The 15,257-nt window shown below is 38.2% G+C and carries 6 protein-coding genes; 2 read left to right on the top strand and 4 right to left on the bottom strand.

The genetic code is table 11. The features are described 5' to 3' along the window. Positions 1-214: 214 nt before the first annotated feature. Both DO88_RS15380 and DO88_RS18530 read left to right on the top strand, forming a co-directional pair. Positions 215-3,097, top strand: coding sequence for an insulinase family protein (locus DO88_RS15380; protein WP_033038147.1), 2,883 nt, complete (start codon positions 215-217; stop codon positions 3,095-3,097). Between the two features lie 972 nt (positions 3,098-4,069). Then, positions 4,070-6,292 (top strand): discoidin domain-containing protein, encoded by a 2,223-nt coding sequence (locus DO88_RS18530; RefSeq protein ID WP_050482422.1) that lies wholly within the window; start codon positions 4,070-4,072, stop codon positions 6,290-6,292. Between the two features lie 505 nt (positions 6,293-6,797). Here the strand turns inward: DO88_RS18530 and DO88_RS15385 are convergent. The 4 genes from DO88_RS15385 to DO88_RS15400 form a co-directional block, all read right to left on the bottom strand. Beyond that, positions 6,798-11,270: a di-heme oxidoredictase family protein gene (locus tag DO88_RS15385; RefSeq protein WP_050482421.1), complete on the bottom strand. Its 4,473-nt coding sequence runs from the start codon at positions 11,268-11,270 to the stop codon at positions 6,798-6,800. 422 nt (positions 11,271-11,692) lie between these two features. Beyond that, the gene (locus DO88_RS15390) at positions 11,693-12,301 is read right to left on the bottom strand and encodes a PqiC family protein (protein ID WP_007375535.1); all 609 of its coding nucleotides are present in this window, start codon (positions 12,299-12,301) and stop codon (positions 11,693-11,695) included. Next, entirely contained in the window at positions 12,301-13,956 is a 1,656-nt protein-coding gene (gene pqiB / locus DO88_RS15395; RefSeq protein WP_007375534.1) for an intermembrane transport protein PqiB, read from the bottom strand. Before pqiB ends, DO88_RS15390 begins: the two co-directional genes overlap by 1 nt. After that, on the bottom strand, positions 13,953-15,119 hold the full coding sequence (locus DO88_RS15400; RefSeq protein WP_007375533.1) for a paraquat-inducible protein A: 1,167 nt from the start codon (positions 15,117-15,119) through the stop codon (positions 13,953-13,955). The genes pqiB and DO88_RS15400 overlap by 4 nt, the downstream gene beginning before the upstream one ends. Between the last annotated feature and the right edge of the window lie 138 nt (positions 15,120-15,257).

The following is a 15,257-nucleotide window of genomic DNA, read 5'->3' as shown; positions in this document are numbered from 1 at the left end:
TTGTGTATCTTTTGATATTGAATGATTTTTAATCTTGTAAGGTTTGCAGATTCCCAATCTAATATTCGATTATGAAGTCATTTTTCACAATGTGTTACACAAAATAGCGTTATTTTGTAGAAAGTTATTAATTGAAAATGTTAGTTTAGCTTAACTATATTGCTTTGAATTGGCGCACGCTATTTTGCGCAATACTTTTTAATGGAAAACAAAAATGAAAAAGATTATTGGTTTTAGTGCTATCGCACTTGCAGTTTTAAGTGGTTGTTCAAATACGGCTTCGGTTTCAGTGGCGCCTCAGGCCTCTTTACTATCAGATACGTTAGTCGTAAGTCCTAACGATAACCGCGAATATAAAATACTTAAGCTGGCAAACGACATTGAAGTTATTTTAGTGTCAGATCCAGGTGCTGAAAAATCAGCAGCGGCACTAAGCGTTGGTGTTGGTTTACTGCACGACCCGATGTCGCAGCAAGGTATGGCGCATTATTTAGAGCACATGCTGTTTTTAGGCACAGATCGTTACCCAGATACAAAAGGGTATTCTGATTTTATGACCAAAAATGGTGGCGCGCACAACGCGTATACGTGGCTCGATATTACCAATTACATGTTTAAAATTAATAACGACGCGTTTGATGAAGGGCTAGATCGTTTTGCCGATTTTTTCAAAGCGCCAAAGCTATACCCAGAATACACAGACAAAGAAAAAAATGCAGTGAACGCAGAGTGGTCAATGCGCCGCGAAATGGACTTTTTTGGACAATTTAAACTCGCGCGTAAAATGATGGGCGATCACCCAGCTAATCGCTTTTTAATTGGTAACCTAGAAACCCTTGGCGATAAAGAAAACAGTTCACTTCATAAAGAAACGGTTGATTTTTATAATAAATACTACTCTTCAAATATTATGAAAGTTGCGCTTATTTCTAATTTACCTATTGCTGAAATGGAGCTAAAAGCGCAAAAATACTTTGCTGACATAAAAAATAAAAATATCGAAAAACCAACAGTGACTGCAAAACTTGATTTTGATAACGCTGGCGGAAAACGCGTGTTTTATGCACCAAATGAAGATGTAAAACAGCTGCAACTTGATTTCACCATTGCTAATAATAATAGTGAATTTGCACTTAAACCAAACCGATTTGTAGCGTATTTACTAAGTAATGAAATGCCGGGCAGCCCAGCGCAACTTCTTCGTGATAAAGGGTGGGTATCTCAGCTTTCAGCTTCAGCTGCACCAAATCAATATGGCAACTACGGTTCGTTAAATGTAAATGTAGAGCTTACAGATGAAGGCATGAAAAATCGTGACGAAATAGTTGCAACTATCATGCAGTACATCGACCTAATTAAAAAAGAAGGCGTTGATAGCAAGTACTTCAACGAAATTCGTACTTCCCTTAATAACCAATTTAAGTTTTTAGAAAAAGGTGATGAATTTAATTATGTAAGCTCACTTACACAAAGTATGCAAGATTATCCGTTAAATCACGCTATTAATGCACCTTATTATTATGCAAAGTTTGACGCTGACGCTGTAAACAATGTACTTGAGCAGTTAAATGCCGATACCCTTCGTATTTGGTATGTATCGCAGCAAGAAGAGACTGACTCACAACTACACTTTTACGACGGTAAATACCGCATCAGTGACATTAGCGATGATGAAATTGCCAGCTGGAAAAAACCAAGCGAATTTAAGTTAGCACTACCAACAGTAAACAATTTATTGCCTGAAAATTTTGCAATAAAAACGCAAGCATTTAAAGAGCAAAAACACCCAGAACTTGCTTACGATAAAAATGGTGTAAAAGTATGGCGCCAAGCAAGTCAAAAATTTGCAGAGCAGCCAAAAGGGCTTGTCGAAGTTTATATAAATACTCAACCAGGTTTGAACGATATCAAAGCAGAAGTCCTTTATTCTGTTTGGGCTGATTTATATAATATTCAACAAAGTCAGTTAAGTACCGAAGCAGCAATCGCCGGTATGAGCGTAAGCTTAGCACCGAGTAATGGCCTTGTTTTATCTATGAGTGGTTTTACAGATAAGCAAGATGTATTGCTTAAACAAGCTTTAACCGGATTAAAAGCCGATGAAACAGCACAAGCATTTAGCCAAGCTGTAGATCGTTTTAAACGTAATTTACTAAACCAACAAAAGCAGTTTCCGTATGCACAAGCATTTGGCGAGTATTCAAAACTAACGCGTACAGGTGGCTTTGATACAGATGCGCTTATAAAAGCCGCTGACTCACTGAGTGTTGCCGACTTAGCACAATTAAAAACAGCTACGTTTGCACAAAACGATTTACGCGTATTTAGTTACGGTAACTACGATCAGCAAGATATTGACGCGATTGCACAAGAGTTAAGTGCAACATTACCAAGTAATCATAAGCGCAGTGAATTTGCACGAAGCAAAGCGTGGTTGCCACAACCGGGCGAAACGCTGGTACTGCAAAAAGATATTGATGTAGCCGATGTAGCGGTGGTTGATATGACCGTTCATCCTGTTGCGGGTTACAAACAAAAAGCAGAAGCAGCTGTATTACAAAGCCACTTTAGAACAGTTGCGTTTGATAAAATGCGTACTGAGGAGCAACTTGCATACGCAGTAGGTGCGTTAGCTCGCCCAATTGAAGATTACTCAGCAATTGGTTTGTATATCCAAACACCGGTTAAAGGACCAAAAGAAATACAAGCTCGTTTTGATAAGTTTAAAAAAGAATACGCAGTTGAACTCGATAACATGAGCGAAGAGACTTTTGAGCAGCTGAAAAACTCTACCCTTGTATCACTTAAAGAGCAGCCTAAAAACTTAAGTGACGAAATGAGCCCACTTATAAACGATTGGTACCGTGAAAACTTTACCTTTGATTCTAAGCAAAAGCTGATTGATGAAGTTGAAAAAGTAACGCTTGCAGATATAAAAGACTACTACAAGCAAACAATGCTTAACCCTAATGCTGCACGTTTAAATGTGCAATTACGCGGGACTAAGTTTATAGAAAGTGACTTTGCCGATTTACCAAATCAAACTAAAATCACAACGCTTGATGCCTATTACAATGGCATCAAGTTACAAAAGTAATACGCTCTGTTATATGTAAAGTGAAACCGGTGCAAATGTACTGGTTTTACTTTTATACACTAACTCTTCACTTCTAAAATCGTTATTTTTAATATTTATATTTTAATGGTTTAGCTAAAAGTTTATTATTTTTACTAGGGCGTGTTGACCTGTGTGGATTGAAATTTTTTCAATCTAGAGGCGATTAAATCGCGGCGCATGTTTGGTATTTATGCTTCGTTATCGCCTATTTATGGGGAATAAACACCATACGCTCTGCCTTGCTTAAAAACCAAACATATTGCTGGAAATTAAGCCACCAAAGATCACATGCCCTAATGCAAATTCTAATTTTTCCGTAAATAATACCAACCTGTGTAAATATTTTAACAATTTATCGAATTAAATCACTCTACAGTGTTGTTAAAAATTTTTATTTAGAACAACTAGATACAAAAATTTTTGCCTAGTTCTAGCGAAATTTTCTTATCGTTAAATAGACCCCATATATGATCAGATTGGTATAACCTGAACTCCGGTTAAAATATTTACTAACGTATTGAATTAAAGTGATATTTAAATTTATTTTCTCTAGCCAGCCTATTGCAAGTAAATTCAACGCAGTTAGCGTTGAAAATAGCTGAGCGAGATAGATTTATTATCCAGAGTTCAGGTTAAATAATAAGGAAAAGTTCGGTTTATCCATTTACTCATCAACAGTAACTTCTGCTAGCATGCGTCATCGGAACCTACCTTGAATATTCGTAAAATCCATAAGAAACTTGTTTTAACCTCCACAAGTTAACATTTGTTAACGAATAGTAATTTTGTATCTTATTTTTTAATTTAAATATTGGCTTGCAATTAGTACCTTAAGAAGGTAAATTGCCGTCCCCTTCAAACTATAAGCCTGCTTTTATTTTTTAATGTAGTTATAAAGTGCTGGTATTTTTTTGTGGGTAAGTAATTTAAATAAATTAATGAGAAAAAATAATGATTGGAAAATTTAAAATATTACCGCTTGCTGCGATAATGTTAACGGGTTCAATGCATGCAGATGCAGTTGTTATTAAAAACGCAGGCTTTGAAAGTGGCCTAACATATTGGACGATAATTGATGACGCACGTGCATCAATTATAAGTAATTCTGGTACGCAATCTCTGCAATTAATGGGCTCACCAGCGCGCGTACACCAATGGATTGACGTTGAAAAAAATACAGATTACATTCTTACAGGCTATGTAAATGGTTCTGGTAAGTTTGGTGTTAATAATGGTTATGATGTAGTAAAAAAAGTAGTGTTTGATGTGAGCAAATGGCGTAAAGCTGTTGTTCCATTTAATTCTAAGTCACGTTCTAGAATTCAAGTTTACACTAAATTTAATGACGAATTCCAGCATGGTTACTTTGATGATATACAAATAGTTAGAGCTGATTCTATACCTACAAACCCAACTGAACCAACTGAACCAACTCCTGTTCCAGAACAGTGTGGCGTGACTAAGTTAGAAGTTATCGAAGCTAGCGATGATGGTTCGTATAACAACAACTACTCACCAGAAAAAGCGATCGATGGATTTTTAACTAACTCTTCACGTTGGTCTTCAAAGGGCGACGGTAAGTGGATCCAGTTTGATTTAGGTGGCGAAACTACGATTGACAGTATTAAAACAGCGTGGTTATCAGGCGACAAGCGTACTGCTTACTTTGATATTGAAACGTCACTAGACGGTGAAAACTGGACTCCTGTAGTAACAGATGCTAAATCTCAAGGTGATGACTCGCTTAATAAAGATGATTTAGGCGATGTTTACGCTCGCTTTGTACGAGTTGTGGGTTACGGTAATAGCTCATCTGAAGACTCACAATGGAATAGCTTACTAGATGTAGAAGTATATGGTTGTGATGAACTTAAAGAAAGTCCAATTGAAACGCCTACTGAACCAACAGAACCAACAGAACCAACAGAGCCACCAGCTTCCTGCCCAATTACACGCTTAAGCGCTTCAGCTACTGATGATGGTTCATCAAGCGGTAATTATAAGCCAAGTCTTGCTGTAGATAATTCTTTGAAAGACTCTTCTCGTTGGTCTTCTAAAGGTAACGGTAAATGGTTACAGTTAGATTTAGGTGGCGAGACAACAATTGATTCAATTCAAACTGCTTGGTACTCAGCGGATAAGCGCACAGCTTATTTTGACATTGCTGCGTCATTAGATGGTGTTAACTGGGATTCAATTCTTACGGGTGGAGAGTCCAAAGGAAATGAACAGCTAAATGAGAATAATTTAGGCGACGTATATACTCGCTTTATTCGAGTTATAGGCCAAGGAAATAGCTCTTCTGAAGATTCTCAATGGAATAGCTTACTAGAAGCACAACTTTACGGTTGTGGTGAATTAGTAGATAGCCCAATTGAATTGCCAACAGAGCCTACGGAACCAACAGAGCCAACAGAGCCAACAGAGCCAACAGAGCCAACAGAGCCAACAGAGCCTACGGAACCAACAGATCCTGGTGAGTCAATTCCAGATTTAGTTATTCCTGAAAACATCACTAATGGTTCACTTTTTGATCTAGAGGGGAGTGACCCAAGAATTAACGACTCTACTTTAGTATTTCTTGCACTTGAAGAGCAAGTGACTACGCCTAACGGTAACGGTTGGCGTCATGAGTACAAAATCAAAGAAAGCAAACGTATTGCGATGACGGATACGTACGAAGAGTTCCAAGCAACTATTAAAGTTGACCTTTCTAAAGGTGGTAAAACAATCGTTGCGCAGCATCACGCAGGTGATACTGGTACGATTATGAAACTTTACGTTTCTGATACTGATGAGCCTGGTTTCTCTGATAGTAAAGCTGAAAACGGTATATTCGATGTGTACGTTCGAATTCTTAATAAGAGCGGTAAAGAAGAGAAAAAAGCCCTAGGTACTATTAAGACCGGTGATTCATTTACTTTCCACGTATTAAATGATTACGGTGTGGTAAAAGTATCTGCTTTTGGTAAGGACTTAGAAACTGAAGTTGAAGATGATTCAAAGTCATACTTCAAATTTGGTAACTACTTACAATCACAATACCCTGAAGGCACAGATAATTGTGGAAAACATGGTGATTCTTCAAGCTTTAAAAAGTGTTTTGAGAAAATTGGGATTACAACGTCTAAAATTACAATGACAGACGTAACATACGTTCGTAAAACAAAATAATTTTTACGAATAACGAATCTAAACCCGTATAGCGTTTGCTATACGGGTTTTTTTATATTTAAATTTATTAACTTAGCCATTTATTTATTTGTTAATTGCCTTGGCAGTGAGCCTCAGCCTTTAAAACTTATTAACCTAGCCGTTTATGTATTTGTTACTTATCTTCGCAGTGATCCTCAAGTTTTTTATATTGGTACGTGTAATCATGAAGGCATATCTAATCTACTTTATTTGGCTATCTGCTTAAAATGATATTATTTATTCATACGCTATTGTTTTAGTGAATAAAAAATTTATAGACAGCAGTGTTCAACCCTTTAAATTTGAGGCCGTGTTTTATGTATCAAAGTGATTTGTTTAATCTTATAAATAAATGATGCAACGGGGGAGGGTTTACAGAGATTTAGTTAAATAGAAGTGAATGATTACGCAGTGGATGATTGAATAGCGAAACATTCACATCAGTAATTTATACTGATGTGAATGTCGTTCTTATTGCGATGTCTTATAGTGAGTTTAAAAACGCCAACAAGGCTGAGCGTCTTGTATTACTCAGAGATTCATAAGCAATACGTGATTGCTCTGCTTCTCCACCGTGCCACATGATCGCCTCATTAATAGTACGTGCACGGCCATCATGAAGGTAGTTTGCGTCAGGTGTGCACACGTCGTCACCTTGATAACCTGTTGGATTAGTTACTCCTGCGGTTACACATGCGGATAAACCAAGGCCCCAAAGTGGTGCTGTGCGCCACTCTGCACCGGTTGCATTTCCGCCACCTAAGTTATCAGCTAGACCTTCACCCATATCATGGAGTAATAAGTCAGTAAATGGGCGAATAGTTTGACTGCGAAGCTCTGCGTGTACAGCAAATTCACTGGTTTTCATTGTGCTTCTATGACAGCTTTCACAACCCGTTTCGTTGAAGATCGTTTCACCTAATATTACACTTGAATCATCAAGATCGCGCTGTGCACGAACACCTAATAAAGAAACATATTTAACTAAATCATTTAGGTGTTCATCAGCAAGCTCACTGCCTGTATTATTTCCACAGGTTGTTTGCTCTGGCCCACAATCAGGAGTTGGCAATACCGATGTCATTACACCCATATCTGTATTTAATGCGCCAGCAACTTGATGCATAATACTTGTTGCATTACCTTTATAACCAAATCGTCCTAAACGCGTTTCGCCTGTTATAGGGTCAGTGGATAAACGAGCTTTGCCAGAGATGCCATCTCCATTAAGATCTGCTTCATCTTCACGTTCTAATATTGTCTCTTCACTTATTGCTTCGAGTAAGCCTAAACCGACTAGTTGTGGTGCTAAGCGAGCAGAAAAACGTGCAGGTCGACCTTTTGAGAACTCATAATTAGGTGAGCGCAAGCCATTATTTTCAGTCCATGAAGCAATTTTAACTGTACCTTCACCTAAAGCTGAATTAATACCAATATTGTTAGATTGTAAAATATATCCACGAAGAGGATCTGGTTGGCCATTTTCGTCTGCAATTGCAAACACCCATTTATCTAATGGTTCGCCTACATCAGCAACAGAGGCACGGCCATTTCGTTGATGGCAACCAGCACAAGATGCATTTACGTAGTTCGGCCCCGCTTTACCTGCGAGTTCAGCGAAAATACCATTTTCAACGCTTTCATCATGGCCACCTGTTTTAAAATTAGTGTGATGAACACGACGACCTTTAACAAATGTTTGACCATTAATATTCGATAAATTAGTTGCCATTTGCATAAAGTGATTGTCAGACTCCGCAGTATAATTGTATGGTAAAGTAGTACCGCCACCTAAACGGCCATGTTCTGCAATAGGGTATGAATCTTCGCGTTCTGATGTTGAATCTTCAAATTCACCCACTGTTTTCCATGGTACAAGACCTTCACCTATAATGTACAAATAGGTTGTGCCGTAATAATTTTCACGCCCCTCTGGTACACCGTCTAGAAACTGACTTACTTCAAATTCCATCCGTTGACCCACAGCCAATGGGATATTATCAGATGCTGACCAGTTTAAAGGGCGGTAACGATCAATAACTAAATGGTAACGGTATTGATCGCCATCATTACTTATTTTATTAAAGTTATGATCGTAACTGCCGTTATCTAATTCAACAACATTACCCCCTAAATTACCATGGTATTCAGCAACTGTATTTAAACCGCGATACCAAGCTCTAAGTTCTTTTGCGCCTAATTTCCATTCAGTAATAAAAGTAATTTCAATAGTTGAGCCACCTTTAGCTACGTAGTCAGCAAGCTCAAACTGTGCTGTTCGATGCGTCCAATAGTGTGATAAATAATGATCGTAGGCTTGAAATTGGTCCTCTTTTGCATGACGATCGCGCCCACGATCGGCAAAGCGAGTCACTAATGCATCGCCTCTGTCGAATGATATGGCTTGCTCAAGTACCGTATTGGCATTAAATAAAGGAACAATACTCGTTAAATCTGTATTAAGAGGATTGTCAGCGCCGTTGTTGCTGCCATTGTCGCCGTTGTTGCTGTCATTGTCGCCGTTGCTGCTGTTATCGTCGCCGTTATCGCCGCCGTTATCGCCGTTATCGTCGCCACCGTTGTTAGTGAACGCAGTGCTACTAAATACTAAGTTAAACCAAGGTGACGTTTTTACTCTGTAATCACTGTCTAAATATGTAAAAGAGTAAATAATCTGATCGCCATCATTTAGCCCAGTAAGGCTTCTTGTGTTATTATTACCATTGTTGGCCATTCTGAAATTACGCTGTGTACCTTCATTGACAAAATAATGTACATCAGCCCAATCAGGTAAATTAACAACAAAATCTAGTGAACTTTGCGAGGTGATTTCAATATCTAAGATATTGGTTTGTATGATTTTACAACCAGCTTCATCGACAACTGAACCTGGTAGAGTATCGGTGCATTGATCTTGAGCATCAAGTACTCCATCATTATCACTATCAATAACAGTATCGATTATCTCTGGTTCTATAAGCGTCAACTCTAGCCAATTAAAGTTAAAACTTCCGCTTTGTGCTGTAATAGTTAATGTATGTTGCGATGCTTCTAGTTCTACTGTATTTAAAAACAATGTTTCATATTCATGCCAACCTTCAGTAGCTGTAACACCGGTTGCAATAGCTTCACCATCAATAGATAACGTAAAGCTACCCGTTATTGCAGAAGCAACGCGGGCATTGATATCGTATGTACCTGCACCTAAATTTAGTGTGTAATCAAGAAATTCTTCTGGTTCTATCCATCCAACATTGTAGCCACCGCCTTGATCTGTTGTTGTTCGTATGTCAACAGCATCATCACGGTATTCACCACCAATATTTATCGGCGTCTTATCATAGTAGTTAGTGTAATCCTCAGCTTCAATGCGCACACTTTGTGCAGTTATTATGTGGCAGCCGTTATTATCAACATTTTTACCAGGCTGGGTATTAGGGCAAATATCATTAGTATCTAATACACCGTCATTATCAGTGTCATCTTGGTTAGAAGTTGTATTACCACCTAACCACACTATGTCATCTATCGCCATTTCAAAGGGGGCTTTGGGTAAATCATTATCAAGACTTGTAATATAAAAAAGGCCTTTTAATGATTGCAGTGCAATTAATTCACCACGCAATTCATTAACAGGAATATTCACTGTAGACCATTGACCATCTCGAATTAACCCATAATGTTCTTCATTAGCTGGAAATTCGATCCAATTTATATTTGTATATGTATCTTCAATACCGATTTTAAACGATACGTCTGCTGGTATTTTAATTTTAAAACTTAATACACCATCCTCTGTAAAGTTACTTAGATTTCTTACTTGGCGTGCTTGAACCCCTGCACCAAACCATTCATTTTCAGAGACATAATCCCACGAAATAACATTACCACCTTCAAATGGCGGTTCATCACCTGCAGTAATAGACTGCGTATTCCACACAAAAATGTCTGCATTTGTGCCTATTTCAAGTTGGTTGTTAGTTTCTGTTGTGTCTGTGTATATGCCAAAGCTGCCATTTTCTGGAACTGTTTGATCACCAATAAATACTTCCCCTTGGCCATCTAATTCATACACTCGAACGTAATCTACGTACATTTTTGCCGGTTTTATAGCGGTGACTTGGTTGTTGGTTATGGCATCGGTAAAATTACCACCGACAGCTAAGTTCAATAGTAAATAAAAGGGAGCTTGAAACTCACTCGACTCATCAGTGATAGTAAAAGGTGCATCGAACATATCAATTTCAACGCCGTTATCTTCAACAGTGAAGCGTATTTGCGAGTCGGTCCAGTAAGTGCGATATGTTACAAAGCGGTTTGTTAATGGCTCATTTGATACGTGCGCATTATCGTTTTGCCAAGCAATGCTTGCAGCACATGTTGGATTACCATCACTACAGGCATCGTCGGTGTAAAAAATTAAGTTAGAGCCAACGTAGCTATTAATATCAGCCCCAGGAAAGCCTGCATCCACGCGTGCTTGTGCTTTGTGGCCCATTTCCATCATGTCTATTTCGCCTTTGGCAGGCCAAGATTGGTTTGTAGTGCCAAGTAACCATGCTGCTGGCCATAATCCAATACCTACATCGGGTACCATCATGCGCACTTCGATCATGCCATATTTTACAGCAATTTTATTGCTAGTTTGTACTTTACCAGAAGTAAAGGCATAACCATTACTTGCTTCATCTCGAGCTTCTAAAATGAGAGCCTTATTTCCCGCTTCATTGGGTATGTTATCAATGTATGCATTACTTTTAGCATACCATTGGAGCTCTTGATTCCCCCAACCACAGAGACCTTGGTCACACCCGTCTCCAACATCAACTGTCCATATTTCATCATCTAATGTGTTGAAATTCTCCTCCCAGATTAGATTTCCAATGGCAGCATTTGCGTGTATTGTTGGGCACAGCAAAAGGATTGCTAATCCTGTGAGTAGTATTTTCTTTTTCATATGGTAGTTCCTGATATCTCTACTATTAAACAAATCATTAGTAAAAGTAGACGCAATAAATTTAAAAAAGCGCTGTCTTTTTGCTACAAAAATAGATAACTAACTCATTAAATTAAATGTGTTCGAAATTTAATTGTGAACAAAGTATTTTGCTTTTTGGTTTACCTGCTACTATTTAATGATTTTTTATTGGTACTATTGTATTGGTTTAAGTGGGTTTGTACGTGCTTATGGGTTGTTTTTGGTGTTGGTGAGGATGATATAAAATAGGTACAATTTTGTCATTATAAATTTAATACAAAAGAGCCTTACGATATATTTAATAAAAAAGTAAAAAAGGTGTTGCTAGAGCACCATCACGATCAGGCTAACGAAGTAAACTACGCACCAGAAGAAAAATTGAAGATATATTTTGAGGTTGATTAAAAATTCGATTGGCCAATTTTTTTAGCAATATCTAAATTGATGTTTAGCCATATTTTTTCAAGCGTTGATACCAAACCGTCATAGCCGTCATCATCAATAGGCACTATGTTTGAAAAATTATGAATACTTACAAGACGTCGTCCGGTTTCTGGATGTGTATAGTACAAGCGCCAGAGCCCCGAAATATCGGCGTTACCTTGCATATCGCCATTAAAGTGGTGAATCTCGTATTCAAGTTCATAAAATGTTTGTTGATCAAGTTCAGTAATGACTGGTAAGCCTTTTATTACCATCCAGTTAGGCATAGCATTAAAGAGTGTTTGCTGGGCTGTGGCAGTAAGCATTACATCCGGCGATTCGCCCCACAGGTTGTAATTTGCAGCATGAATTTGGTTGCTATCTATTTTCATAGCAATGCCCAAATTATTTAAAGCGCCTCTGAGTACAACAGTTTGTATTCTTAGTTGCGCATCTGTATCCGCAATGTTGCGAGACGAAGCGCCTATTGGCTGTTCAAACTGGTAATACTGTGTCGCAGTTTGTATTGATGAACTACAACCTGACAATAGTAATAATAAACTTGCAGTTAAAAATAACGATCTCATTATTGCTTCCTTGGTTTTGGATCTGCGGGTAATGATTTATCAAAAATTAGCATATTAGGTTGCTCGTTCAAACCACGAGTAAGCGGTTGTAACCCTTCACTTAAACGTTTAAATTCTTTTAATGTTTGCTGTATTTGATGATGAAGTTCAGAACCGGCTTGGTAACTGGCCATTGTTTTGTCGAATTGACGCATGGTTACTTCAAATTGCACCATACTTTTTGTCATTTTCTCAAAATTACGGTTAAAGTCACCCGGTAAATTTTGTGTGTCTTTTTGGCTCAGTAGCTCTCGCATTTCATTAGCAAGCGCTCGATAGTCAGTAAATGTCGCTTGCATTTGCGCTAAGCTATCTTCAATTTTTAAGTCATTAACTTTATTGAGTACATCAGATACTTGATCTGCCAATACGGTTATACCGCTGGAAATACTTGGAAAAACATCATATTGAACAAGTTTGCCTAAATGCGCTGCGGGTGCGTCGGGATATATATCAAAATCAACATACACCGCACCAGTTAATAAATTGCCGGGCTTTAATGAAGCGCGCATCCCACTTTCAATCCAGCCTTTTAAACTACCTTGCCAATATTCTTTAGCTGAAGCACTGTCATGATACAAACGTCCGTATTCTACTTTTATAAGTACCGGAACAGCCGTATTGTGGTTTCTAAAGTGAGCGGGCTTACCGTTAACAATTACATTAGCAGGGGCTTCTACAACAGTCCCTACACGCATACCTCTATATTCTACAGGCGCTCCTGTGCGCAACCCTCTAACGGATTGTTCAAATTCAATTAGGTAGTAATCAAAGTCGTAAAAGCGCTCTTCTAACGCTTCTTTATAGCTTTGGCTTAATGAAAAGCTATGCCCATCTTGTGCTATTTCACCCGGGGCCTGTTGCTCGGGTAACCCAACAGAAACACCGCCTTTTAAAAGTTTGCTTAAAGAGCCAGTATTTATATTAATACCGTCTGCAGAGAGGTCAATTTCAATACCCGCGTTCACCCAAAAAATAGAATTCATAGTGATGAGGTTTTGATAAGGTTCTTTAATAAAAACGCCATACTTCATTGCTTGGTTTTCCCAATCAAAAGTAGCGGTTTCTATTTGCCCTATTTTATAATTTTTGAAGAATATACCGGTGCTTACATCAAGTACTTCAGCGTTATAACTAAGGAGTTTAAAGCGACCGCCTTTAACGTCTTTACCGATAAGTGCGGGTTCATCTTGGAGCGTAAACCTTTCTTTTAGCTCTTTACTTTCTCCTGGAGAAAACTCTAAATAAACACCTGATAAAAGAGTACTCATACCACTAATGCCTGTTTCATCAATGCGAGGTTTAACGACCCAAATTTTTGCATCATCGGTTAATAAGTTATTGTAATTTTTATCTATTTGTGCACGAGCAATAACACTGTCTTGTGTGTCAGATAAACGAATATGATCGATTTGACCTATTTTTACACTGCGTACTTTTATTTCCGTTTTACCTGCAATGATACCTTCGGCTTGTGGCATTTCGATAAAAATAGTAGGGCCTTTATTTGCTTGATACTGATATAGCATCCACATGCCCACTAAAAGCGCAATTGCCGGAATGATCCAGATGGCGGAAATCTTCGGTTCTTTTGTTATTTCAGCAGTTTCGGTCATGCTTTATTCTCTGATATCTTATTTTTAGGTGAATCCCACAACAGTCGTGGGTCAAAGGCATGGGCAGCCATCATTTGGCATAATACCATAACTGTAAAAAATACAATGCCAAGACCTGGAGTTACCGACATTAAATTACCAAGCTGTACCAAGGCAACTAAAATAGCAACGACAAATACATCTATCATTGACCATTTTCCAATAAACTCAGTCAGTTGATAAATTCGAGTATAACTTTTTGTATGCCGATTTGCAGGCTTTGTAACCATAATACATAAAAAGCTCAGCACAAACGCTTTAGCAAGCGGTACAACCACACTGGCTAAAAATATAATGGCAGCAATGGGATAGGAACCACTCTTCCAAAGTGTAATTACACCACCAATTAATGTAGAGGGGGATTCATCACCTAAACTAGTGGTATGCATTATTGGTAAAACATTAGCAGGAATATAGCAAATAACAGAGGTTATTAACCATGCAGTTGCTTTTTGTACACTATAAGGGTTTCTGATGTGTGTTTTAGTGTGGCAACGCTGGCATATATCACCGGTGCATAGTTGGTGGCATACATGGCAGGCTTTAATATTTTCATCAATTGCGCGTTTTGCGTTATCAGCGCCTTCGAGTAATTTTACAGGCTTAATTTGAGCCCATAAACGCGGGCGATTTAAGTGAACAAGTGCTGCTATATATAAAATAACAAACCCTACATAAGCCCAAAAACTTGCCCCAAAGCTAATATCAGCCAGCGACATAATTTTAACCATACTGACCAGCACACCGATTAAAAATATTTCTGACATAATCCAAGGCTCTAACGCAAGGGTGAATTTCAATAACCGCCTTGCTATGCCTTCGGGCAATGTTTTTAATACCCCTAAGTGCAGAGGGATCAAAATAAGGAGTAAACCCATAGGCAGGGCAATAATACTAAGATCAATAAATAAGCCAAGTAGCTCACTATCATAATTAAACAAAATTCGAGCCGCGTCGGGCAGTGTAATAGTTTGAGTTATACCGCTACTACTAAATGAAATAAAAGGGTAAAACATACTGCTGAGCAGCATTAATAGTGCGCTAAAGCTTAGTGCAACTATGCGACTGTCGTGATTAACATCGGCTTCGCAAAGTTTATGGTGACAATGTGGGCATATCGCCATTTGTTTTGCGATTATGCGAGGTATGTCTATGATCAGATCGCAGCAGGGGCAGATAGTTTGCAATTTAATACCAGGCAAGAAGAATGTTTGTCCAATTTTGCAATATTTAATGCATTAATACAACGCGAACAGTGAATA

It is taken from the genome of Pseudoalteromonas sp. S3431, from assembly GCF_000690035.1.
In the GTDB taxonomy this organism is placed as follows: Bacteria; Pseudomonadota; Gammaproteobacteria; order Enterobacterales; family Alteromonadaceae; genus Pseudoalteromonas; species Pseudoalteromonas fuliginea.
This window is presented reverse-complemented; position numbering and strand designations above follow the sequence as displayed.